Source organism: Phytohabitans aurantiacus (genome assembly GCF_027923225.1).
Classification (GTDB): Bacteria; Actinomycetota; Actinomycetes; order Mycobacteriales; family Micromonosporaceae; genus Phytohabitans; species Phytohabitans aurantiacus.
Window position 1 is genome coordinate 1 of record NZ_BSDI01000090.1, and the last position, 22,334, is coordinate 22,334.

The window sequence follows — 22,334 nt, forward strand, 5'->3', positions numbered from 1 at the left end:
CTTGGTTCGTCGGGTTTCCCCTCTCCGAGACGCGGGAGCAAACGCGGACCGAGACGCGGGGCAGACACTGCCCGCCATACCGCCACGCCAGAGGCGACCGGGTGGGCAGTCCTACCAGTGCTCCATCCGCAAGCAGCGCCCTGGTCAGGAGATGCGTGCGCGGAGCCGCCATGCCCCCCACGGCGCCACCGCGCCGATGGCGACCAGCACAAGGACCAGGATCCGGTATCCCACTGACGTGCCCACCGAGAACGCGACCCCGCCGCCGACCACCGCTCCGGCGGAGAAGCCGAGCATCGGACGCCAATCTTCGGTCTTGTATGTACCGATCAAGAAGGTAAACGCTAACAGCACCGGCGATACCAGCAACACCGCGAAGTACAGGCCGCCGCCATCCGGTACCTGGCAGCCAGGACGAAGATCGTCGGCGCAGCCCAGGTCGATGCTGTGAGCTGCGGCCCACCCGATGGTGGCCACCAAGACCGCGCTGAACGTGGCCCATGCGATCCTCCGCGACACCATCAAATGATCATAGAAACTGGGCGCAACCGCGCTGACGCGCCGGATCCGGTTGCTCCGGTTGGCCTGGGCCGGATGAGTTGAGGTCCGGGTGAAAACCGGTTCTTGGTTCGCTGGGTTTCCCCTCTGCGAGACGCGGGAGCAAACGCGGACCGGGACGCGGAGCGGAAGCTGCCGTTCGACGTCCCAAAGCGTGGCATTTTGCCGGATGGCACTATCGCGGGCTGTGAATATCGTGAGCGGCCTGTGTAAAGGCCTGGACGAATGTGTTCTCTGGTGCGTTGCGCCAGATGAGTGCCCATTGGCCCTGCGGGGCGTCGTGGATGGGGCGGTAGGTGATGCCGGGTCGCTGGTAGTAGCGGTATGCCTCGGCGAACACGACGCACACGGCCTGGTTTGCGGCGACCACCGCCTGGATTTCCTGGAACGTGGTGACGGTCGGTCCGCGCGGGATCGGACGGCCGCTCGGTGTGTGGAATGGGTGCACCGCCTCTTCCCAGTAGCTGGGGGTGGCGGGGCCTACCTGTGGTACGACGCAGTCGCCGAGGTCTTCCAGGGACACGGAGGGGCGGTCGGCCAGTGGGTGGCTGGTGGAGAGCATCAGCAGGAGCGGGTCGGTGATCACCACCGGTCCGACGGTGAGGTCGGGCTCCCGTACCGGGAGCCAGCAGGTTTGCAGATCGACCTCACCGGCCCGTAGCGCTCCGAACGGGTCGCTGAAGTGCACCTCGCGCGGAACAGCAGTTCGCATCCGGGGTTCCGGGACCGGAACGCGTCGATCACGGCCGTGAGCTCGGACGCCTGCGGTCCGAAGACGCCAAGGGTGAGCCGTCCGGTGGTGCCCCGGGCGGTGTGGGTCGCTGTTTCGATCGCCGTGAGGATCTGCTGGTAGCCGGCGGCCAGGTTCTTGTGAAACTGTTCGCCGAGTGGGGTGAGCTTGGCCGTGCGGCTGGTTCGGTCGAACAGGGCACCGCCGATGCGCCGCTCCTGTTTCTTGATGGCCTGGCTCACCCTGGACTGGGATACCCGCAGGCGGGCTGCGGTGCGGCCGAAGTGCAGTTCCTCGGCGAGGGTCAGGAAGATCTCGATGTCGCGCATCTCCATGGCCGGCCCCGTCTCGTTCGATAACCAGGTGATTATCGACCAAGCGGGACGCGGTGACCTGGCAGGGCAGGCGATGCCCCGCCAGGTCGATCCTGCGTCAGCCGTTCAGCGACGTCCAGAACGGGTAGCGGTGGTCCTGGGCGAAGTCCACCGGCCCGGTCTGCGTCGCGGTGAGCGACTGCACCGTCTGCCGGCCGGCGCTGCATGGCTGCCACTTCGGTGCGCCACCGCCGTTGGGGTCACCAGTGTGCGCGAACCGCGTCCAGTACCCGATCAGTGTGTCGGCGAGGGGTTGCTGTCCGGCCGGCAGGTCCTCGAAGTGGCCCATGGCGAACAGGTACGGCAGTTCGGCGGTGTGGAAGGCGCCCATCGGATAGCTGGTTGTCGGGGTCTGCCGGAACCACGGCCCGCCGGTCTCGGCGAACTCGTACGCGTAGGTGGGCACGTGCTTGGCCAGGGCGCGGGAGCTGTCCAGCGCAGGTCGCGCCCACAGGGCGTCGGTCCACACGGTGGCAAGCGCCTCGCTCGCCGACCCGTACGCCTTGCGCGGGTACCGGGCGAGGATCGCCGCGGCGTCGCTGGGGAACATAGCTCGGACCTGTTCGGCGTAAGCGCTGTCCGGCAGCGGCTTTCCGCCGTACAGGCCCATTTCCATGCCCCATACGTGCAGCCGGGCCTCGTCGTGGGTGATCCCGTGCAGGACCGGTACCTTGGTGAACTGTCCGGACGCGATCGCGGCGGCTGGGTCGACGGGAGCCTGCGACAGTGATCATGGTGTTGGACGCCGACCAAGCCGAGAAAGACCTAGCCGGCGGATCCATCGCCTGCCCATCGTGCGACGGGTCGATACGGCCCTGGTCGCTGGCGGCATCCAGACGGATCCGGCTACGCGAAGGACCCCGCTGGGCACGCTGTAGCCATCACGACGAACTCGTCAACTGATCCGGTTGCACCAACTCGTCGGCGGAGTCGGCGACGCGGTCGTCGGCTACCGCGACGTCCTGGCCGACCGCGTCGCGCTGGTGGTCGACACCGCCAGCCGGATCGACACGACCGAACGCGCCGTTGCGTTGGCAACCGGCGGCACGGTGGGCTACGACTACCTGATCTACACGGTGGGCAGCAGCAGCGCCGACCCGAGCGCGGCCACGAACAAGTACGGCCACCCAGGATCCGGTCCGGGCGTCGCGTGATCGTTCCAGCGGTGGATCAGGGCCGTTCCAGGGGCGCGGAACAGACTCCGGCATAGGCGCTCACGTGGGGTGGGCGGTGGAGTTAGGGGAACCGATATGTTCAGGTCCAGGATCGGTTGGGCTGCGGGGGTGGTGGTGTGTGCCGTGTTGGCCTCGCTCGTCCCGCCCGTCGGTACGGCGGCGGCCGTCGAGGAGACGGTGATCAGTCCGGTCGAGCAGGTGAAGATCGACCTTGCTCGCGGGTTGCGGGAGGCCGCGCGCGAACCGGAGGTCCGTCGGGCGCTCGCTGAGGCGCTCGCCGGCGACGCGGTTGCCGACCCGCGGACGATGTTCGTCGGCTTGGACTCGCTAGCGGGTGAGCGGTTCAGCCAGCAGGCCATTCAGGCTGATGCGTGGCTGAAGGACTTCCTCGGGTTGTCGGCGATGACCGACGCGGCCTTCGCGGTGTACGTGGCCGATGTGGACGGTCGGCTCGAACGGGGGGTGGCGCCGTGGTTCGCCGCGGGGCTGGGAGATGACCAGGCGGCGACCACGCTCATCGCTGACGACCTCGACGGCGTGCAGCACACGGTCGACCTGAACCAGGCACCGCCGGTACCTCTGATCATGGTCGACCTGCACATGGACAACATCACGCCGCAGGCGATGCGGGCGTTCAGTGCCTCGCTGAGGGCAGAGGGCGTACAGAGTGATTTTCTGATCCCGACGGACCAGACACCGCCCGCACCGCAGGACCCGGTGACCCGGCTCGACCGGATCAAGCTCGACGACGATCACGAGCCCGGTGGCGACACCTGGTACTGCCGTTGGTTCATCTCTGATGAATGCCGGGCCGAGATCTTTGTCCTGGCCATGGGCGGCAGCAACGGCCAGCCCCGGGTGGACGTCGTGTCACTGCACACCGTGGACTACTCGGGTAAGACGTACTTCCCGAATCGGAACATCGTCCACTGGCAGCGGTTCAGTTGGGACAAGGTGGATCTGCTGGTCATGGAGGAGGACCCCACGCTGTGTTCCCTGTCGCCCGCGAAGTACGGCAAGATCGTCGCGCGGGCGATCATTCCGCTGGCCGGTAACGCGGCGTATGTGCCCTTGAACACAGCGGCCAGGAACGCGATGGACCAGAGGGAGGAGATCTGCGACGTCCCGTGGCCGCTGTCGTTGGGTGTGAACGTGCCCGACTACGTCGACTCGTTCAACGCGGTTTCGAAGGCGACCGTCGGCACGCAGGTGGGTGTTTTGAACAACGCCGACACGACCATGTCGCTCAACTGACCTGTTCCGACGGGTAGGTCGCTGCGTCCCGGGTCGGTTGGCCCGGGGCGCGGCGTCATGGCGGCGTCTGGTGCAGCTTGGCGCGGACCTGGTCGGAGTCGGGGTGGCCGAGTCTGGTGAAGATGCGCAGGGCGTCCTGCCAGGCACGGCGGGCGGCCTGCGGTTGGCCGGCGTCGTGGTAGGTATCTGCGAAGTGCGAGAGGACGGTCGCCTCGTTGCAGGCGTCAGCGAGATCCCGGTACAGGTCGACGGCGTGCCGGTAGCAGGTGATGGCCCGTTGATGCTCGCCCAGATGCCGGTGGGCGTAGCCGAGGCTGTCCCAGATAGCGGCCTGGCCGTTGCGGTCACCGAGCTCCTGACACACGGCCAACGCTTGTCCACAGTGGATGATGGCCTGGTGGTAGTCGCCGAGTTTGGCGTGTAGCCAGCCGATGTCGTTGCGGAGTACGGCCTGCTGGCTCCGATGTTCGGTGGTCTGGAGCAGGCCGAGAGCGCGGTGCAGGTCGCGCAGTGCGTCGGCGGGTTGGTTCAGTCGTTCCGACAAGCAGCCCCGTACCCTCAGGGCGATGGCCTGGCCGACGTGGTCGCCGGCCTGTTCGAACAGGGCCAGTGCATGGTGAAGGTGCGGGTCGGCGTCGTCGAACCGGCCGGAGCGGGCATCGCCCATACCGAGGCCGAGCAGGGCGTGGGCTTGACCGCTGCGGTGGCCCAGCCGCCGCGCCGCGGCCAAGGCGGTGCGCTGGGCGACCGCGTACTGGTCCCACAGTCCCCGCCGCAGCAGGAACGTGGTCATGGCCCAGGCCAGCTGCCAAGGGTATGGTTCGAGGACGGCCTCAGCAGCCTGCTCAACCGCGGCCAGGAGCACAGTCTGCTCGGCGTCAAACCAGGACAGCGCCGCGTCGTGGCCGTGGTGCCGCTCGATCGTGACTCCCGGTTGGGCCGGGGCTGGGTCGATCGGGACCAGGAATGGGTCCAGCAGCAACGCGGCGGCGTGGGCCGTGTGCAGGTAGTGGTCCAGTAGCCGCTGCGTCGCTGTGCGACGGGTGTGCTCGTCGTCCACGCTTCTGGCCTGTTCGGCGGCGTAGGCGCGCAGCAGGTCATGGAAGGTGTATCGGCCGGGTGTGGGTTCGGTGAGCAGGTGGGCGCCGGTCAACTCGGCCAAGAGCGCGCGCACCTGAGGCGCCGGGACACCGGCGAGGCTAGCGGCGGCCGGTGGCGTGATGTCCGGGCCGCGGTGCAGGCCCAGCAGCCGGAACAGTCGTGCCGCGGCCGGGCTCAACGTCCGGTACGACCAGGAGAACACGGCCCGTATGTCGGTAGCCTGATCACCGCCGTGGAAGGGATCCAGCGTATCGGCGGCCTCGCGTAACTCGCCGGCCAGCGCGGACAGCGGCAGGTGCGGTCGCGTGGCCGCCCGAGCGGCGGTGATGGCTAACGCCAGAGGCAGCCCTGCGCAGCGGCCGATGATGTCATCGACCGCATCCGGTTCCGCCGCGATCCGGCCCGCGCCGACAAGGCCAGCCAGCAGGTCTCGGGCCTGCGCCGGGGTCAACAGGTCCAGCGTCAACGGGACCGCGCCCGCCGTGGCGACCAGAGCGGTGAGCTGATCGCGGCTGGTCACCACGACCAAGCATCCCGGCGAGCCGGGCAAAAGCGGTCGGACCTGGGCAGCGTCGCGGGCGTTGTCCAGGACCACCATTACCCGCTTGCCGGCCAGTTCGCTGCGGTACAGGCTGGCTTGGTCGTCAACACCAGATGGAATCCGCTGTGCCGGAACCCCGAGCGCGTCCAGGAACGACCGCAACGCCGCCGCGGGGTTCAGGACCGACCCGCCGGGGTCGAAGCCGCGCAGGTTCGCGTACAACTGCCCATCGGGGAACCCCCCGGCGACCCGGTGGGCCCAGTGCAGGGCGAGCGCGGTCTTGCCGATCCCCGCTGTCCCAGCCACCGCCGAGATGACGACCGCCGGCGGTTCGGCTGGCTCCGCTTCGCCTGTCGCGGCAGTCCTTGCCAGGATGCTGTCCAGGTAGGCGAGCTCCACGCCGCGGCCGGTAAACGTCAGTGGCGCCAACGGCAGCTGCGAGGGAACCCTCCGTGCCGATGCCACGACGATCGCCGACGCCGGCGCGTCCAAAGCGGCATCGTGTCGAAGAATGGCGGCTTCGAGATCCCGCAACGCCGGCCCCGGATCGATCCCCAGATTCTCGCGTAGCCCGCGCCGTAGCCGCTGGTACCTCTCGAGCGCGTCGGCGTGCCGGCCGGCACGGTACAACGCAAGCATGAGTTGCCCGTGGAGGTGCTCGTGGTACGGCTGCTCGCCGATCAGATACTCAAGCTCCGCCACCACCTCCACATGCTCGCCCACCGCCAGCCTGGCCTCGACCAGCGCGTGCCTGGCCTCCGTCTCCAACTGGGTCAAGCGCCGCGCCTGCCCCTCCAGCCAGCACAGGCCAGCCACGTCCACCAACGCTGGGCCACGCCACAACCCAAGCGCGGACCGTAGCCGTGACACATTCGTCGCCCAGTCCGACGACTGCCGCGCCTGCCCGATAAGGCGTTCGGCGACCGCGACATCAGTGGCCTCGGCACCGACCTGCAGAACATAGCCCGGCGCACGCGCCACGATCACCCCCCGCACACCAAATACCCGCCGCAGGTAGGACACGTGACTCTGCAGCGTATTCACCGCGCTCGCAGGCGGATCATCGCCCCAGATGACATAGGCGAGCCGATCAGCGCTCACCACGCTGCCAGCATTCAACGAAAGCGCCGCAAGCACACCTTTACGCCGTAACCCGGAAACCGGCCGCGCCACACCATCCACACTCACCTCAACCGGCCCGAGAAGCCCCACCCCGTATGTGTTCCCCACCCAGGCAGCCTATGACCCGAAGCGCCGTATCGATGTCTGAAAATCGACCCAGATGCCACCAACAAGTACTTCCGCACCCCGCACCCTCTGGAACACCCCCTCTGAGGGCAGGGCAGGGCAGGGCCGTTGCCGTCCGAGCCGAGGACGGAGCCGAGGCTGTGCTCCTCGAACCCGGCGCCCGCGCCCAGCGCCGCCCGCTGCGGTGCGGTGCGGTGCGGCACCCAAGCACGGCATCTTCACACCCTGCCCGTCGTTTACATGTACGGGACACGAAAACCTGTTCAGAACCCACCCGGAACGGTCGACACCCTCCAAGAAGGAGCCCCGGCGGGTGTACATCTTGCCGCGCCGGCCGAGATCGGGGTGGTAGACCGCGTCGACGTTCCACCGGTCCTCGGGGATCTCACCCACCGTGTCCGAACGGTCCAGCAACAGACTCCACAGCCGTTGTGGGCTGTCAGCACCACCTGGGAGTCTGCATCCGATCCCGACGATCGCGACCGGATCGATAGCTACGGCGTCGGAAGGTGAGTTGGTCACGACTATACGATGCCGATACGCCTTCATCGTTTCTGCATCGAATCGTTCATACCCATACCCGAAGCACACATCAGGACGGGCAGCCCGCTGAGCCTCGATCCACGGATCTGATTCGCGGCGGCCATTGAATTGGTTGCGCTGGTCGTGGTTGGGTGCGGGCAGGGTTGGGCTGCCGATCGCGTGGGTCGGCTTGCTCCAGCGGTGCTTGTTGCGTTGATCGTGTGGTGTGACCGGCACCAGTCGCCTAGGTAGTGTCTGTTATAGACGGTCGGCCGGTGGCGGTGTTGTGTTGACGGTGGCGAACAGGTTGTTCCAGGCGGCCTGCCAGGGCCGATATTCGGGTAGGTGCGGGCGCGGTGGGCCAGCCGGGCGGCGACGTTGAGGAGTTGGGAAGGAGCGAACGCGACTACATCAGCCTGATCGACGCCGCACACCAGCAACTCCACGGCCCAATCGTTCTCGTCTGGGACAACCTGAACGCCCATATCAGCGCCGCCATGCGCCAGATGATCGACGCCCGGAACTGGCTACACGTCATCCGACTACCGGCCTACGCCCCAGACCTCAACCCCACCGAAGCGCTCTGGTCCCACCTCAAACGCAGCATCCGCGACCTCACCGTGACCGGCGTCGACCACCTACAAGCCATCATCAAGAACCGACTCAAAGCCATCCAATACCGCACCGACCTACTCAACGGCTTCCTCGCCCACACCGGACTGACCCTTGAACCCGACACAACCTGACCATTCAAGGCCTGTAGCACGCGGCAACCACGACGAACTCCTCGAACGCAGCGCCGCCTACCGCGATCTGCTCGCCACCCAATACGCAGGGATAATCTCGGCCTGAGCGGCACTTTCCCGGTCAAACAGTGCGTAGGTCGAGCGTGTGCCAGACGGAGCGCCCGCCGGTGCCAGTGGACCACCACAGCACCCCGCCTCGGTAGAAGACGCTGACCGTGGCCTCGGCCGCTCTGACCAACCGGCTCGTTTCCAGGTCGTAGACGAGCAGCCGGCGCCCGCCGATCGCGGCCGCGAGTGTGCTCGTGGTCCCGCAGAGCACTTCGAAGCGGTCGAGTATGGCCACGTCGACGATCGGGGCGGTCGTGCTCTCGTCCGTCACCTGCCGCCGCTCCGAGCCGTCGGGCCACATCAGCTCACTGCGCACCGTGCCCCCGGCGAGCACGAACACCCGGCACCAGGTCGGCCCACATCGGTCCAGCAAGTCGCCACCGGTGTCCACTGTGACCACCCGGGCGGCATCCAGGCCGCGCAACTGCGCGCGTCCGCTGCTGCCGGCGCTGGCCAGCCGCGGCCAAGCCGACAGTGTCCACGTGCCGGGCTCGGTGCGCACTTCGACTGCTCCGCCGCCGATCGCCACCGACCGCACTTCCGTGGCGTCCCGGTCGCCCGGCGCGTCCGCAGTCCAGTACACCCGGCCGGAGGCGATGACGGTGTCGTACTCGGAACCGAAGAACAGCATGTGACCGGTGTTTGCGGTGATCTTCCGCGGCGCCCCACCGGACAGGTCAACCCGCCACAGTTCGGTCCGCGCCGAGCCGTCCCCGGCGGTCGCCGACTCGGCCCACACCAGTTGCCCGCCGGCACAGGCGAAACCGGCGAACTGCGGGGCGGTCGCCGCCGGCAGCCGGCGCAGCACGCGAACCGCACCATCGGCTGTCCACACCACCAGTCGCACCACACCCGGATCGGACGCGGTGCCGACCGACACCCGTCCATCCAGGAAGTAGGCCGGGTGGTAGAGCGCACCGTCCGGCAGCACACCAGGCACATCCGCCCGCCGAGCATGCGGCCAGACCGCCTCCGCGGTGGGCGGAAGCCGGCGCGCCGGCCCACGCCGGTCCGGCGCCCGTGCCAGCAACACCCAGGCCGCGATCAGAGCGGCGACCAGCGCGAGCACGCCATGAACTGGCGGTCCGGACCGGCCTCGCGGCAGCCCTGACCCCGGTCCCGGCTGTCCCTGCGCCACACGAGCAACCGTAGCCGCGGCGTGCACGACAGCGCCCTGGACTGCGCGCAAGAGGCCCGTCGCTCCCATCCCCTCGCCTTCGACTATAATGACAATCGTTTTCAACAGGAGAGGCTTGGATATGTCATCAGCAACTCCGGCTCTGACCCCAACCGCCGCGATTCGGCCGGCTGTGACGGTACTGTCCGGGTTGTGGTCACGCGCCACCTACGCGGTCGCACGGGCGCTGCTCGCCGCCGACCCGTCGCTGCTGCTGGTCCGCTACGACCTGACCGGCACCGGCTATATACGTCGTGTCAGGAGCGCTGACCCCGACCCAGTGGACGAGCAGCGTGGCGGCCTGCTCGACAGCGACATGTCCCGCACGCTGCCGGGCGCGTTCATGCCCGATCTGGTCCAGCTGGCCCGCACCCGCCCGCACCATCATGTGGTGTTGATGCCACCCGCCGTGGTCGAGCCGGAGGCCGTCGCCGCCGCGTGCGCCGGTTGTCTCGTCGACGGTGTCCCGCTGTCCGACCTCATCCGCGTCGACTCGTACGTCACGGTGGTCCACGGCGATTACCTGCTCGACGGGCTGAACAACGGATCCGACCTGGCCACGCTTGGCATCCAGGCCGGCGAAGACGACCACCGGTCACTGGCCGACGTGGTCGTGCGGCAGATCGAGTACGCCGACACACTCGTGCTGTGGGGGTCACGCACCGACGGCGGTCCGTTCGACACCGCGCACCTGCGCGCCCTGCTGCGTCACCTGGCGCCCTGGGCGGCGCAGCTGCACCTGGCTGACGACCTGATCGACGCCACCGACCTCGCCCAGCGACTGCTCGACACCCGCCGACACCGGTGGGACGTCCCCGACACGCTCGCCCGCGGCCTCGAAGGGTTCACGCTTGGCGTGCACGAACCGCACCCCTCGTCCGACGTCGTCACCGCGGTCTTCCGGGCATGCCGCCCGTTCCATCCCCAGCGCCTGCACGAGATGCTCTGGGCGGTCAACGCCGGCGTGCTCCGTTCCCGTGGCCACCTCTGGCTCGCCAGCCAACCCGATGTCGTAATCAGCTGGGACTTAGCCGGCGGCGGGCTCGCCATGCGGACCCTGACTCGGTGGCTGGCCGACACTCCTGAGGAACAGTGGCACCAATTCTCCGACCACCGCCGGCTCGCCGCGTCGGTCGAGTGGCACCCCTACTACGACGACCGGCATCACTACCTGGTCTTCATCGGCATCGACCTGAACACAGCCGACCTGCACCGCACATTGACCCATTGCCTGCTCACCGACGCCGAACTCGCCGACGGCGAGGCGACCTGGCGTGGATACACCGATCCGTTCGCCGGCTGCTTCGCCCTCCCGACGCAGCCGCCCACAGCCCCTCGGCCGGATTTCCATGAGACCCACCCCCGGCAACCGTGACCGTCGCGTCCGTCCGGACCGGTTCGCCGGCACCCACGGTCGGGGACGGCCGGAGCTGACCGGCGACCAAGGCATGGCCGGTCAGGTCAACCGCTGGCTGCGCGACTGGGAGTCCATGATGGACGGCTACCTTCCCGGGCGCGGTGACCTGATGATGGCCGGCATGCAGACCGCCGAGACAGTTCTCGGGCGGCCACCAGTGGCGGTGCTCGACCTGGGCGGCGGACCTGGCACCACCGCGCGGAAACTGCTGCGCCGTTGGCCGAGCAGCCAGGTCAGCGTCCTCGACATCGACCCAGTCCTGCTGGCGCTCGCCCGAGCGGCCGCGCGTGCCGCCGCGATCCGCCGCGCGGACCTCGGCACCGCGCGGTGGCGCATGACCGCCGGCGGCCCGTACGACCTGGTACTGGCCGTGATGGCCCTGCATTACTTTCCCGAGGGCCGGATACGGCAGCTGTACCCGGAGATCCGGCGGCTGTTGCGACCCGGCGGCCTGCTCCTGGTCGCCGAGCCGATGCCGGAGCAAGCCTCGCCGAACCGACGGCAACCGCCGGACGGCCTCGGCCCGTGGCAGCGGTGGTGGCGCGCCCTGGCCGGCCATCCGGCCCTCGCGCAGCCGATGCGGGAGCGGGAACGGGTGTTAGCAGGCCAGAAATCCACGCAGTTCGTCGCCGACCTGGACTGGCACCAGGCCGCCGCCTGGGACGCCGGCTACGCCGAGTCATGGCTGGCGTGGCGCCGCGACGACCACGCGCTGCTGGCCGCCCGCAACACCTGAGCCCGAAGACGGACTCGGCCGGAGCAGACGTCACCGGTACCGAAGAATCTCCAGCGTATGACCGTCCCGCTACACCGCCGTCAGGCGGAGTCAGTGCTCGTCATAGTGGCCCTCGTGGCCGGCGTGGCGGTGCCCGTCGTGCAGGTAGTCCGCGTGGTCGCCGTGCGCGACGGCCTCGTGCCCGCAGCCGTCGCCATGGGTGTGCTCGTGCGCCTCCGCCTCGACGTGCAAACCCTCGATGTCACACTCGTCGTAGTGGTCGCCGTGGCCATGGTGCGCGTGCCCGTCGTGCAGGTAGTCGACGTGGTCACCGTGCTGGACGCTGGCGTGCCCGCAGTCGCCGGCGTGGGCGTGCTCGTGCCCGGTGTGCGGGCGATGCTCTGTCGTGGTCGTCATCGCTGCTCTTCCTCTCGTATGTGGCCGATGGCGTCCCGCACCATGTGCGCCACATGGACATCACTCGGCGTGTACACCATCTCCCGCCCCCTGCGGACCCGCCGCACCAACCGGGCGTCCCACAGCACCTTCAAGTGCTACGACACCAGCGGCTGCGCCAACCCGGTCGCCACCACCAACTGGCGCACCAGGCGCTCCTGGTCGGCCAGCAGGTCCACGATCGCCACCCGGACCGAAGAGGCCAGCACCCGGAACAGGCCCACCTCGTCGTAGCGATCCAGCGATGCCTCCGTCACCGAAACATAGCCATATTCGCAACATATCATGTAAAGTCGGCCTATTTAGGCCGATTGAAGTCGACGTTGACCAGAAGCCGTGCTGGCACTGCGGGGCGTGCTAGCCGGCGGTGGCGCCTGCACGGGCAGCCAGTCGTAGTCGACGACCAGCTCGCGCTCCACCGCGCCGTCCTCTGCCAGGACGCGGTACCGCATGGTCCACACCACGCGGTAGGGGCCGGCTGGGCGGGCGGTGCCGCTGCCTTGGCAGGTCCGGCGGCCTGCTGGGACGCACGTGAACGGGTCTCGGGCACGGTGACCGGCTCCGTCGGTGGCTGGAGGTTGACCACCAGCGGCACCGCGGGCGCCAGCCTGGGCCGCCCAGAGGGCGCGGCGCCAGTCCGGCGCGAGGTGCCCGCCCATGTTGATCGCGAGTACGGCGCCGAGCCGGTCCGGTAGCACCATGCCGGCCGCATCGGCCGCCTGGGCGGTGACCCGCCGTTGCAGGTCGTGGTTGGCCAGGCGGGCCAACAGGGAGGAGCGCAGGATCGGGGACGGCTCGACCGCGATGAGCTCGGCGGTCGGCACGGTTTGGGCGGCGACCCGGGTGCCCAGGCCGGTGCCGATGTCGGCGATCGGGCCCTGCGCCGGCCGGGCCTCGGACACAGGGCTGCCGTGTGCGGACAGGTCGCCGCTGGCGTGGTCGGGCAGGTCGCGGTCGGCGTGGTCGGCTTGGAAGAGCGCCTCGTCAAGCAGGTGGCGAACGTGCACGTCGGCGGCCAAGTAGTAGACGAACGTGCCTTCGCGGCGGGGCGTCACTGCGGCGCCACCGCGGGCCGACCCCGGACCCCTCGGGTACTCGAGTACGGCAGGGTCTATCTGGCCGCATGCAGAATGGGGCGCACCTCCCCGTTCTCGCCGAACCGGAAGCGCAGGGCCCACTTGCTGAAGTCGGCGGTAACGCGGTCGTTGTGGTGCTGCAGCTTTTCCAGCAACATCTGGGACAGGTCCTTCGGGGCGCCCCGGTCACGGGGTTGGGCAGTAAACGTCAGCAGATAGACCAGTGCCCTCGCGATGGGGAACATCCGCTCGTCGCCGAGGCGGTCGTCGTCGACCAGGTGTTCCAGGTGTTCGCTCAGTTGGTCACGTACGTTCGCGGCGTCCTGTTCTGCACCGACTGCCCCGTAGCAGTCGCCGATCGCGAACAGTGCCGTGTGCAGCTCGTTGATCTCGGATTCGGTCAGGCTATCGGCGCGGCACACCGCGTCACAGGCATCACGGCAGGCGGAGATCAACGATCGGGCGGTAGTCCTGCTGCGGTGCTGCATGAAGCCCAGGGCGAAACTGGCACGGATGCGCATCCACGACTCAGTCCGGGAATCACGCAGGACCTGGCTCAACGCTCTGGCCACCGGTTCGACGTATCCGCCCGCGCTTACCGCGTCGATTGCCGTGCGCCGCTCGACACCGGCGTTCTGCAGCAGCATGTGTTCAAACAGCTTGATTGTGCCCTCTCGAACCTGGAGCGGGATGTTCTCCAAGGTCAGCATCTCCACGGCCTTGGTGATCGCCTCGAACCAGGGCTCGTCCACCCTCATCTGCTGCCAGTCGTTGCACAGGTTCACCCGGTTGTGCACAACGTGGTCGAGGGTGGTGGCGACCCACCTCAGTCCCGAGGCGATGTCCGGCCGCTGTTCTTCGGCCTCGCGGAAGTGCGTGATGAGCGTGGCCATCCTGGCCTGCACGTTTTCATGTTCGGCGTGACCAGCCGCCATCGCCCGCTGCCAGAGTCCATGCGCTGCGGTCGCACGTTCCCGCAACGTTGCCTGAGGGTTGGTGGCGCGGACATATAGCAGGTCGGTCACTGACGTGGGTGATCCGAGCCAGCGCAGGGGTACTGCGATCGCCAGTTCAAGATCTAGGGACCGGCCCGGGTAGATGCTGTCGTTGCGGATTTCGGCGGCTTCGGACAGTAGGCGCGACACTCGCGGCTTGAGCACCTGGGACAGGTAGGCGCCATGACCGTCTTGTTCAGCCTGGCTCAACAATAGAATCTTGGTCAGAGCCCGCCATACCCGGAAACCCAACGCGGTGTGCCGCAACGAATCTTCGAGGCGTCCGAAAGTGATCTCGAATGCATACTTGGCCAGGCTCCCGAGCAGAATCTGCGCTTCGACGTTGCGCGGGGTAGGGGGCGCGCCGGCGATGAGGATGAGCCGCTCGACGACGTCTTTGATCTGTCCTGCGTGTTTGTCGCGCAGCGCGGCAATAGGACGGCCGGCCTTCTCCACCGTCAGGAACCTGTCCAGGATGCCCGCGGCCTGGGTCATCACGTGCAGTTCGTCCTCGGAGCGGGCCGTGGTGCCAACAAAGTAGTTCGGCGGCACAGAGGCAGTGAGGCTTTCCCGGTCCAACAACTGACGCATCCGTACGCCGAACTGCGCCAGCCCGGTCGTGTGGTCCAGCGCAGGAGCCAGGGCCACACCGGCCTTGTCGATCTCGTGCAGAGTCTGAATGGTGAATTTCTGCCGGCCGGCAAGGCAATGGCTGAGATTGGCCGCATTGATCGTCAGCACCTTGGCCACAGTCGCCTGGCTGATATCAGCTTCGTTCAACCGTGCCAGTTGAGCAGCGGCGGCGTACCTGACCAGACTCTCATGTCCGCCGATGTCGGCGATCGGATGCTCGATCCGCCCGGACGTTGCCGCGTCACCGGCTGACCCGGTCACCGCCGAGGCGCTGTCGCTACGCGCTCGACCTGCCCGGCGGCGAGCGGGGGGCACGGCGGACGCCGGCCGGTCAGATGAGCCTTCTGTGCCCGGTGGGTAGCTCATTGTGTGAAGTTAGCAACGGCTCAAGGGCTGCCGGATGCGGTGTCGGCCAGATGACATCGGCACAACCCGTGAGGACTTCAACCGCCGCCAATCGGCGGAATCGTTGTGCGTTGAGGGCTGATCTGTTGTGTCCCGAGGGCGTCGCGCTGTCGCCATTCGGACCCTGGTCCACCGCCCGTCGTCCTTCACCGACAAGGACCAATGCCCATTTACGAGACTGCGGCGCAACCCCTACCGGCAACCACTGACCTGGGTCAAATTGGACTCGGACACCTCGCTACAGGTGTCCGAGTCCGGTCCGACACGTCTAAGCCTTAGGAGACCATCGTGTCAACCACCCAGAGTAGACCCACTAGAACCCGAACGCCATGGACCACCAGAATCAAGCCCGCGCCTGACGGCACTGGGCTGATCTACGACGGTCCCCCGCCAAGTGGGCACGCCACCGTGGCTATCAACAGCATGTTGAGTACCGCCACCGTGGCAATGTCGGTCGTCTCCGCCCAGGGGCCGGGCGACATGGAACTCACGCTGCCGATATGCGCAACCGCGGTTCCGCTCGCCCTGTACCTGGGCCGGTTCGCCTCCATGCGCAGCGCGTTCCTCACCCGCGTCATCCCCGCCGGCGTAGGGTCGTCGGCCCTGCTATACAACATCGCACACCACGGGGGCTGGCCGTTGACCGTGTTCTCCGCGGCGATCTGCGCAGTGTTCCTGCTCACCTGCACCGGTAAGCTCCTGCACCGCAAATTCGGCGCGCCGGCGGACACCAGCGACCCCGAGGACCTGCGCCAACTACTGGCAGAGGCCGAGGTCCGTGAACGGGATCTGCTCAACCGGCTCGCCTGCCTGGAGTCAGGCACCCCGCCAGGCGGGGACCAGCCAACAGAGCAGACCTGATCGCCTAGCATGTCCGCGCTGCTCTCGCCGGACATACGGCTCGACCGCCGCGAAACGGGGGCCCCACCTGATAGGCGGGGCCCCCGTTTCCTGCGCGGCGCCTGTTGATCTCCTTCGTTGCGGCTACCCATCACGGTCGCTTCGCGCTGGCATGCCATCCAGCGGCGCCCCGGCGACTGTCGGTTTCCAGGGCGGCAACGCGCCGGTCGGCGGCCTGGCGTCGCTCGGTCGCCGCGAGGGCCATGGCCGTGCTGCGCTCCTGTTCGGCCACGCGGTCCTTCGCGATGATTGACCTCGGAGCGGGCGGCATCGACGCCCCTCTGTCTCATCGGCGGTGCCGTGCGGGCACGGCGGCGGTCGTGTCAACGTGGCCAGGAGAAGGTGCGCATCACGCCTTGGCGGTGGCGATAGGGCGTCGACATCGTGGATCGCGGTGCTGCGCCTCGCCGCCGAGGGCACGCTCACGCGGTGATTTGACGGCCAATCGAACTGCAACTACTCTCGTTGCAGTTTGTTGGGTGGGCGGAAGGGGTCATGGTGGGGCTCAGTAGCAGAAGCGCGGTCGCGATCCATGCGCTGACGATGCTGGGCCGGTGGGACGACCGCTCGCTGACGTCCGCGGATATTGCCGACAGCCTGGCGAGTAATCCCGTGCTTGTGCGGCGCGTCCTCGGCAGCCTGCGCGACGCCGGCCTTGTGTGGTCCACCGAGGGGCGAGGCGGGGGCTGGTCCCTCGCGCGGGGGTCGCGCGAGATCACGCTCTTCGACGCGTACACGGCGGTCGAGGACGGGCCGGTCCTGTCCCGGCACCCCCATCCGCCCAGCGACGCGTGTGAGGTCGGGCGGCATATGCAGGAACTACTCGAGACGGAGTTCCGGGCCGCAGAGCAGGCCATGAAGGAGCGACTCGGCCGCACGACCATCGCCGACCTGGTGCGGCAGGTGCTGGTCGCCGAGCGTCGACAGGCGGTGCCGCACCGCTAGCTAAGTGACGGCACAGGCACGCTCTCCGCGTCATTGTGCCCAAACTGTAACTACGACGGTGGCAGTTAATGCCACGTCGAGGAAACGCCGGATGACATCCACATCCACCACGACCGAACGGACCAGCTCGGGGCTCGCGCTGCTCGCGGTGCTCATGCCGGCGGTGCTCGCCACGGTCATCGCCAGCGACATGGTCAACCTCATGCTCCCCTCGATCGGCGCGGAGTTCCGGGCGTCCGAGGCGCAGCTCGCGTGGGTCGTCACCGGCTTCCTGCTGGTGTTCTCGGTTGGCATCCCCTTCTACGGCCGCGTATCCGACCGCGTGAGCCTGCGGCGCCTGTTCACTTTCGCTCTGCTGGCCTACGCCGCTGGGAGCCTGGTCTGCGCGCTCGCCCCGAACCTGCTCGTGCTCGTGGTCGGGCGGATCGTGATGGGCATCGGCGCGGCCGCGCTGCCCGTGCTGTCGATCATCGCGGTCACCCGGCTGCTGCCAGAGAACAGGCGCGGGATGGGGATCGGCGTCGTCTCCGCGGCCACGGGTGTCGGCACCGCCGCCGGACCGGCCATCGGCGGCGGGATCGGCCAACTGCTCGGCTGGCCCGCGCTGTTCTGGCTGATGCTCGTGGTCGCGCTGGTGCTGCTTCCCGCGGCGCGACGGGTGCTGCCGGGCGAGCCGCCGAACGGTGCGCGCCGGTTCGACTTGCCCGGCGGCATCCTCCTGGGCCTCGGCGCCGGCCTCGTGCTGTTCGGCATCACCCAGGCGCAGGTCGCCGGCTTCGGTGCGGTCTCGTCCTCGGGCAGCCTCGTCGCGGCGGTCACCGCGCTCGCGCTCTTCGGATGGCGTACCGTCCGCGCCGCGCAGCCGTTCGTCCCACCCGCCCTATTCACCAACCGGGTGTACCGGACGGCGGTCGCCGTCGCGTCCCTGGCCATGCTGGTCAACCTCGGCGGCCTGGTGTTCGTGTCACTGCTGGTGATCGACGTCAACAGCCTCGCCCCCGGCACCGGCGCGCTCGTCATGATCCCGGCCGGGGTAGCAGTCGTCGTCCTATCGCCGCTGATCGGCCGCCTCACCGACCGCATCGGCACCCAGTCCCTGGTGCTCGCCGGACTTGCGCTGATGGGCCTGTTCGCCCTGTTCCTGTCGACCGTCGCCGGCGGCGGATCGGTGGTCCCCCCAGCGGTCGGGATGCTCGGGGTGAGCGTCGGCTTCATCCTGGTGATCACGCCGATCATCAGCGCGGCAGCCGGCGCCCTCCCGCCCGACCAGGTCGGTATCGGCCTGGGGATTCTGCAGGGCGCCCAGTTCCTCGGCGCCGGAACCGGACCGGCCCTGTTCGGCGTGCTGGTGGCCGCACGGCAGCAGAGCGGCAGCGGCGCCGTCAACCCCATCCAGACCGGGCACGACGGCGCCGCCTTCTCCGACGCCTTCCTGGCCATGGCCGCGATCGTCGCGGTAACACTGGTGCTCGCGCTCCGGATGCGCCCTGCGGCGGACGCCAGCCCAGAGAGCCTCACGGGCGGCGAGTCGACCAGCATCAGCCGGAGCTGAACCAGGGTGCGCTGCGGCGTTCACCGTCCCGGCCGGGGTGCTGCATCGGCCCGTCGTTCCAATCCGCAGCACCGTTACTGCTGATCGAGAAGGCCGCCGTCATCGCCACCGGAAACTGACTCGCCTGGAGTTCGGCCACAGCCACAACGACCCAACACGTGAACCGGGAGGACCACCTTGCACACCTCACTGCGCCGGGGACTGACCGCGCGGCTGGACTGACCGCCATCGGGAGCGGGCAGCTCCAGGAACGCGACGGCGATGCCCGAGCCGGATGACCACGACGAGGCCGAGGCCGATCCACAGTGCCACCGAGGTCGCCGAACCTAAGAACCGCTCTTCTGTTCCGCGCCGCTCATGAGTCACCTATACCGCCAGGCTCCCCTTACGCGAGGAGAAGCCAGCGCAGGACCAGCACAGCCTGCCCGTAGCCGTCGGGTCAGTCCACCGTCAGGATGACCTTGCCGCGCACGTGTCCGGTCTGCATTTCGTGGTGCGCCTGGCCAGCCTGTGTGAGTGGGAACGTCGCGTGGATGGGTAGCTGCAGCATGCCTGCTTCGTAGAGTGCGATGAGGTCGGCCAGCGCGGCGGTCGAGCGGGCGCCGACGCGAAGTATCCCGAATGTCTTCGCGGCTTCGGTGTCGACCAGGGTGCCGATGCGGTGCCGGTCACGTACGAGCGCGAGGGAGGCGGTGATGGCGTCGCCGCCGATGGCGTCGAGCGCTGCGTCGACGCCATCGGGTGCGAGTGCACGGATCCGGTCGACGAGGCCGTCTCCGTAGCTGACCGGGGTCGCGCCGAGGGAGCGGAGGTGGTCGTGGTTGTGTTCGCTGGCGGTGCCGATGACGGTGGCACCCCAGTGACGGGCGAGTTGCACGGCGATGGTGCCCACGCCGCCAGCTGCGGCGTGGATGAGGACGGTGTCGCCGGGCTTGACGGCGATCTGGCGCAATGCGGTGTGGGCGGCCTGGCCGACTGCGGGGAGGCCGGCGGCGACCGTCCAGGGCATGGCGGCCGGCTTGCGTACCGCATTCGTGGCATCGACGACGACGTACTCGCAGTAGCTCTGGGCGGTGGCCGAGCCGAGAACCTCATCTCCCACCACGAGGCCGACTACGTTGTCGCCGACATGGTCAACGATGCCGGCGTACTCGTTGCCGAGGCGTTGCGGAAAGTTGGCCGGCATGGTTGCGGCGAAGTCGCCGCGCCGCATTTTGGTGTCGACGGGATTGACGCCTGCGGCCTTGACCCGGACGCGGATCTGGCCCGCGGCGGGCGTTGGCAGCTCGATCTCGATCGGGTGGAGCACGTCGGGGCCGCCGTAGGCGGTGAACGCGATCGCCGTAACCATCGGGGTGCGCCTTTCGGTGATCAGGCGGGGTAGGGCTGGGCGGCGCGGGCGGCGCGCAGCGCTTGGGCCCACCAGGTGAGGTGGTGTAGGAGCGTGTCGGCGGCGGTGTTGGCGGTGTGCGGGTTGATGAGTTCCCCGTGGGGGTTGAATTGGTTGTGTGCCATGTGGAAGCTGACGGTCTCGCGGATACCGACGGCGTGTACCTCGGCTAAGACCTGTCGTAGCTGTTCGACCGCGCGCAGGCCGCCGGCCAGTCCGCCGTAGGAGACGAAACCCACCGGTTTGGCCTGCCATTCGGAACGGACGGCGTCGATCGCGCGTTTCAGCGCGGCGGGGTAGCCGTGGTTGTACTCGGGAGTGACGAGGACGAAAGCGTCGGCGGCGCCGACGCGGGCGGTAAACGCCGTCACCTGTGCTGTCTGCTCCAGGTTGTCCGGTAGCGGGATGTCATACAGGTCGATGATGTCGAGTTTCAGGGCGTCGTGTTGCTCGGCCCGAGTGACGAACCAGCGGCCCACCGTCTCGCCGAAGCGTCCTGTCCGGGTGCTCGCGATGATGACCGCGATCCGCAGCGGCCCGTCGATCCCGTGGTGTTCAGCGCTCATCGTGCCGTCCTTTCCTGGGTGGTGCGTGCCCCACGGTCGGCCGGGTCCCGTCGGATATGGGCTGTCAGGTCCGACATGCCTCGACGGACATCGGCGAGCGTCTGGGCGAGGTCCGCGCGCTGCTGATCGGTCAGCCCACCGAAGGTGAGCCGTTCAAGCTCGGACCAGATCTCGCGGACCTTGGGACACAATCGCCGACCCTTACCTGATAGAGCGACGATCATCGTTCTCTTGTCAGTGCTGGACGGTGTGCGCGTGATGAGGCCGGCACGCTCCATCGCCTGCAGGGTGTTGGTGACGGTCGACCGGTCACGCCCGAGGAAATGGACGATCTCAGACTGTGGAGATCGCCCGTTCTCCTGCAGGAACAGCAGCACCAGTTCCTGCGGGGCGACCAGGTCGAGGCGTTGCAACATCGCGGTCGCGACCGTGGCGTGCGCGCGGACGGACTGCAGGAGCAGCGAGCTCAACGGCGCCTCGGCGACGCTAATCCCCACGTGCGGCGCGCGAGCGCCACCTGGGCCAGTCTCGGTGGTCATGATCTCACACTAACGCTTTTGTTGGCATGCCATCAATCGTGCCATAGTGTTGGCATGCCAACAAGGTGGGGACAGATGAGTCGGGACGCGGGCGAGACAGGGTGACCGATCGGGAGACCAGACAGCAGTACCTTGCAGGCGCGCCGACGACGACAGATCGACTGGATTCGGCGCTGCTCAGGCTCGCCGGGATCGTGCTCTTTGGAGCGATGGCCGCACTGCTGGACACCACCCTCATCAGCGTCGCGCTGGAGCAGCTCAGCCGGGCGTTCGGAGTGCCTGTCTCCACCGTGCAATGGGTATCCACGGCGTACCTGCTCGCGATGGCGCTGGTCATCCCACTCACCGGGTGGTGCGTCGATCGCTTCGGCGCCAAGGCGACATGGCTGTGCACGCTGGCGCTGTTTCTCGCCGGTTCAGCGCTGTGCGCAGTTGCCTGGTCGGCGGCAAGCCTGATCGCCTTCCGGGTGGTGCAGGGACTCGGCGCCGGAATGATCTTGCCGCTGACCCAGGTCATCCTGGCGCAGGCAGCCGGCTCACGCCGCTTCGGCCGGGTCATGGCGCTTGTGGCCATCCCCGGAAACCTCGTCCCCATCGTCGGACCAGTGCTCGGCGGTCTCATGCTCAACGCCCTGCCGTGGCGCTGGATCTTCCTGATCAACGTGCCCGTCTGCGTACTCGCCCTGGTGCTGGCCTGGTGGAAGCTGCCCGCCGACCCGCCCCAAAGCCGCCCCCCGCTTGATGTGCTTGGCCTCGCCGTTCTCTCAACGGCCGTAGTGGCGATGCTCTACGGTCTGTCCAAGGCGTACGCCGAATCCAACTTCGCAGCTCTCGATGTGCTCGTACCCCTCGCGATCGGTCTCACCTCCCTCGTGGTGTTCGGCATGCACGCCCTACGCACATCCAAGACTCCCATCATCGACCTTCGCCTGTTCCGGCACCGCTCGTTCAGCGCGTCAGCCGCGCTGATGTTCCTCTGCGGAGCGGCACTGTACGGTCCAATGTTCCTGCTGCCCCTCTACTACCAACAGGTCCGCGGGTTCGACGCGCTCGCCACGGGCCTCACGCTCGCCCCTCAAGGCGTCGGCACGGCCCTCGCCCTGGCCATCGTCGGCCCACTAGTGCGCTGACCAGAAACGTTCACCGGGTTTGCTGACACGCCGGGCGTGGTCGGTCGGTTCCGGTTAGATCGCCTGCACGCTCGATAGCGA

Annotated in this window: 23 protein-coding genes; 9 read left to right on the forward strand and 14 right to left on the reverse strand. The window is 68.1% G+C overall.

Features of this window, described 5'->3' with window-relative positions:
- Positions 1–144: 144 nt before the first annotated feature.
- The 4 genes from QMG73_RS44130 to QMG73_RS44145 form a co-directional block, all read right to left on the reverse strand.
- Positions 145–522 carry a hypothetical protein gene (locus tag QMG73_RS44130; RefSeq protein WP_281905904.1) on the reverse strand — a complete coding sequence of 126 codons (378 nt, stop codon included), beginning with the start codon at positions 520–522 and terminating at the stop codon, positions 145–147.
- 211 nt (positions 523–733) lie between these two features.
- Positions 734–1,246 (reverse strand): LysR substrate-binding domain-containing protein, encoded by a 513-nt coding sequence (locus QMG73_RS44135; protein WP_281905935.1) that lies wholly within the window; start codon positions 1,244–1,246, stop codon positions 734–736.
- Complete coding sequence (locus QMG73_RS44140; RefSeq protein ID WP_281905905.1) at positions 1,141–1,623, reverse strand: LysR family transcriptional regulator; 483 nt, start codon at positions 1,621–1,623, stop codon at positions 1,141–1,143. The genes QMG73_RS44135 and QMG73_RS44140 overlap by 106 nt, the downstream gene beginning before the upstream one ends.
- 97 nt (positions 1,624–1,720) lie before the next feature.
- Entirely contained in the window at positions 1,721–2,389 is a 669-nt protein-coding gene (locus QMG73_RS44145; RefSeq protein WP_281905937.1) for a carboxylesterase family protein, read from the reverse strand.
- Positions 2,390–2,570: 181 nt separating this feature from the next.
- On the opposite strand from QMG73_RS44145, the gene QMG73_RS44150 reads away from it, so the two are divergent.
- On the forward strand, positions 2,571–2,816 hold the full coding sequence (locus QMG73_RS44150) for a hypothetical protein (protein ID WP_281905907.1): 246 nt from the start codon (positions 2,571–2,573) through the stop codon (positions 2,814–2,816).
- Between the two features lie 144 nt (positions 2,817–2,960).
- Positions 2,961–4,091 (forward strand): DUF3103 family protein, encoded by a 1,131-nt coding sequence (locus QMG73_RS44155; protein WP_281905909.1) that lies wholly within the window; start codon positions 2,961–2,963, stop codon positions 4,089–4,091.
- A gap of 55 nt (positions 4,092–4,146) precedes the next feature.
- On the opposite strand, the gene QMG73_RS44160 is transcribed toward QMG73_RS44155, so the two are convergent.
- Both QMG73_RS44160 and QMG73_RS46560 read right to left on the reverse strand, forming a co-directional pair.
- Complete coding sequence (locus QMG73_RS44160; protein WP_309299619.1) at positions 4,147–6,963, reverse strand: AfsR/SARP family transcriptional regulator; 2,817 nt, start codon at positions 6,961–6,963, stop codon at positions 4,147–4,149.
- Between the two features lie 9 nt (positions 6,964–6,972).
- Positions 6,973–7,530, reverse strand: coding sequence for a beta-ketoacyl synthase N-terminal-like domain-containing protein (locus QMG73_RS46560; protein ID WP_407676951.1), 558 nt, complete (start codon positions 7,528–7,530; stop codon positions 6,973–6,975).
- Positions 7,531–7,859: 329 nt separating this feature from the next.
- Between QMG73_RS46560 and QMG73_RS44165 the strand changes: the two genes are divergently transcribed.
- Entirely contained in the window at positions 7,860–8,249 is a 390-nt protein-coding gene (locus QMG73_RS44165) for a transposase (protein ID WP_281905911.1), read from the forward strand.
- Positions 8,250–8,370: 121 nt separating this feature from the next.
- On the opposite strand, the gene QMG73_RS44170 is transcribed toward QMG73_RS44165, so the two are convergent.
- Positions 8,371–9,495, reverse strand: a complete 1,125-nt coding sequence (locus QMG73_RS44170; RefSeq protein ID WP_281905914.1) for a hypothetical protein — start codon at positions 9,493–9,495, stop codon at positions 8,371–8,373.
- Positions 9,496–9,616: 121 nt separating this feature from the next.
- On the opposite strand from QMG73_RS44170, the gene QMG73_RS44175 reads away from it, so the two are divergent.
- Together QMG73_RS44175 and QMG73_RS44180 are read left to right on the forward strand one after the other, a co-directional pair.
- Entirely contained in the window at positions 9,617–10,909 is a 1,293-nt protein-coding gene (locus QMG73_RS44175) for a CobW family GTP-binding protein (protein WP_281905915.1), read from the forward strand.
- On the forward strand, positions 10,884–11,687 hold the full coding sequence (locus QMG73_RS44180) for a class I SAM-dependent methyltransferase (RefSeq protein WP_281905917.1): 804 nt from the start codon (positions 10,884–10,886) through the stop codon (positions 11,685–11,687). The genes QMG73_RS44175 and QMG73_RS44180 overlap by 26 nt, the downstream gene beginning before the upstream one ends.
- 90 nt (positions 11,688–11,777) lie before the next feature.
- Here QMG73_RS44180 and QMG73_RS44185 read toward each other — a convergent pair whose 3' ends face one another.
- The 4 genes from QMG73_RS44185 to QMG73_RS44200 all read right to left on the reverse strand — a co-directional run bounded on the left by QMG73_RS44185 (position 11,778) and on the right by QMG73_RS44200 (position 15,192).
- Entirely contained in the window at positions 11,778–12,083 is a 306-nt protein-coding gene (locus tag QMG73_RS44185) for a hypothetical protein (RefSeq protein WP_281905919.1), read from the reverse strand.
- A 137-nt stretch (positions 12,084–12,220) separates the two neighbouring features.
- On the reverse strand, positions 12,221–12,379 hold the full coding sequence (locus QMG73_RS46565; RefSeq protein WP_407676950.1) for an ArsR family transcriptional regulator: 159 nt from the start codon (positions 12,377–12,379) through the stop codon (positions 12,221–12,223).
- A 45-nt stretch (positions 12,380–12,424) separates the two neighbouring features.
- Positions 12,425–13,177, reverse strand: a complete 753-nt coding sequence (locus QMG73_RS44195) for a class I SAM-dependent methyltransferase (protein WP_281905921.1) — start codon at positions 13,175–13,177, stop codon at positions 12,425–12,427.
- Between the two features lie 56 nt (positions 13,178–13,233).
- Complete coding sequence (locus tag QMG73_RS44200) at positions 13,234–15,192, reverse strand: hypothetical protein (RefSeq protein ID WP_281905923.1); 1,959 nt, start codon at positions 15,190–15,192, stop codon at positions 13,234–13,236.
- Between the two features lie 462 nt (positions 15,193–15,654).
- Here QMG73_RS44200 and QMG73_RS44205 point away from each other — a divergent pair, with 462 nt between their 5' ends.
- From QMG73_RS44205 to QMG73_RS44215, 3 genes are all read left to right on the forward strand, one after another.
- Positions 15,655–16,092 (forward strand): hypothetical protein, encoded by a 438-nt coding sequence (locus QMG73_RS44205; RefSeq protein WP_281905924.1) that lies wholly within the window; start codon positions 15,655–15,657, stop codon positions 16,090–16,092.
- Positions 16,093–16,626: 534 nt separating this feature from the next.
- On the forward strand, positions 16,627–17,076 hold the full coding sequence (locus tag QMG73_RS44210; protein WP_281905925.1) for an Rrf2 family transcriptional regulator: 450 nt from the start codon (positions 16,627–16,629) through the stop codon (positions 17,074–17,076).
- A 91-nt stretch (positions 17,077–17,167) separates the two neighbouring features.
- Complete coding sequence (locus QMG73_RS44215) at positions 17,168–18,628, forward strand: MFS transporter (protein WP_281905926.1); 1,461 nt, start codon at positions 17,168–17,170, stop codon at positions 18,626–18,628.
- Between the two features lie 439 nt (positions 18,629–19,067).
- Here QMG73_RS44215 and QMG73_RS44220 read toward each other — a convergent pair whose 3' ends face one another.
- Genes QMG73_RS44220 through QMG73_RS44230 form a run of 3 tightly spaced genes read right to left on the reverse strand, consistent with a single transcriptional unit; the run spans position 19,068 to position 21,054 of the window.
- On the reverse strand, positions 19,068–19,979 hold the full coding sequence (locus QMG73_RS44220) for an NADP-dependent oxidoreductase (protein ID WP_281905927.1): 912 nt from the start codon (positions 19,977–19,979) through the stop codon (positions 19,068–19,070).
- Between the two features lie 20 nt (positions 19,980–19,999).
- A complete protein-coding gene (locus tag QMG73_RS44225; protein ID WP_281905929.1) occupies positions 20,000–20,584 on the reverse strand; it encodes an NADPH-dependent FMN reductase in 585 nt (194 codons plus the stop codon).
- A complete protein-coding gene (locus QMG73_RS44230) occupies positions 20,581–21,054 on the reverse strand; it encodes a MarR family winged helix-turn-helix transcriptional regulator (protein ID WP_281905931.1) in 474 nt (157 codons plus the stop codon). The genes QMG73_RS44225 and QMG73_RS44230 overlap by 4 nt, the downstream gene beginning before the upstream one ends.
- A gap of 170 nt (positions 21,055–21,224) precedes the next feature.
- On the opposite strand from QMG73_RS44230, the gene QMG73_RS44235 reads away from it, so the two are divergent.
- Entirely contained in the window at positions 21,225–22,253 is a 1,029-nt protein-coding gene (locus tag QMG73_RS44235; RefSeq protein ID WP_281905933.1) for a DHA2 family efflux MFS transporter permease subunit, read from the forward strand.
- The last annotated feature ends 81 nt before the right edge of the window (positions 22,254–22,334 follow it).

Excerpts from the sequence above, each read along its gene's own strand:
- QMG73_RS44130 (WP_281905904.1), bottom strand. The coding sequence starts at position 522 with ATGGTGTCGCGGAGGATCGCATGGGCCACGTTCAGCGCGGTCTTGGTG.
- QMG73_RS44140 (WP_281905905.1), bottom strand. The coding sequence starts at position 1,623 with ATGGAGATGCGCGACATCGAGATCTTCCTGACCCTCGCCGAGGAACTG.
- QMG73_RS46560 (WP_407676951.1), bottom strand. The coding sequence starts at position 7,530 with ATGAAGGCGTATCGGCATCGTATAGTCGTGACCAACTCACCTTCCGAC.
- QMG73_RS44175 (WP_281905915.1), top strand. The coding sequence starts at position 9,617 with ATGTCATCAGCAACTCCGGCTCTGACCCCAACCGCCGCGATTCGGCCG.
- QMG73_RS44180 (WP_281905917.1), top strand. The coding sequence starts at position 10,884 with ATGAGACCCACCCCCGGCAACCGTGACCGTCGCGTCCGTCCGGACCGG.
- QMG73_RS44185 (WP_281905919.1), bottom strand. The coding sequence starts at position 12,083 with ATGACGACCACGACAGAGCATCGCCCGCACACCGGGCACGAGCACGCC.
- QMG73_RS44200 (WP_281905923.1), bottom strand. The coding sequence starts at position 15,192 with ATGAGCTACCCACCGGGCACAGAAGGCTCATCTGACCGGCCGGCGTCC.
- QMG73_RS44205 (WP_281905924.1), top strand. The coding sequence starts at position 15,655 with ATGTTGAGTACCGCCACCGTGGCAATGTCGGTCGTCTCCGCCCAGGGG.
- QMG73_RS44210 (WP_281905925.1), top strand. The coding sequence starts at position 16,627 with ATGGTGGGGCTCAGTAGCAGAAGCGCGGTCGCGATCCATGCGCTGACG.
- QMG73_RS44215 (WP_281905926.1), top strand. The coding sequence starts at position 17,168 with ATGACATCCACATCCACCACGACCGAACGGACCAGCTCGGGGCTCGCG.
- QMG73_RS44220 (WP_281905927.1), bottom strand. The coding sequence starts at position 19,979 with ATGGTTACGGCGATCGCGTTCACCGCCTACGGCGGCCCCGACGTGCTC.
- QMG73_RS44225 (WP_281905929.1), bottom strand. The coding sequence starts at position 20,584 with ATGAGCGCTGAACACCACGGGATCGACGGGCCGCTGCGGATCGCGGTC.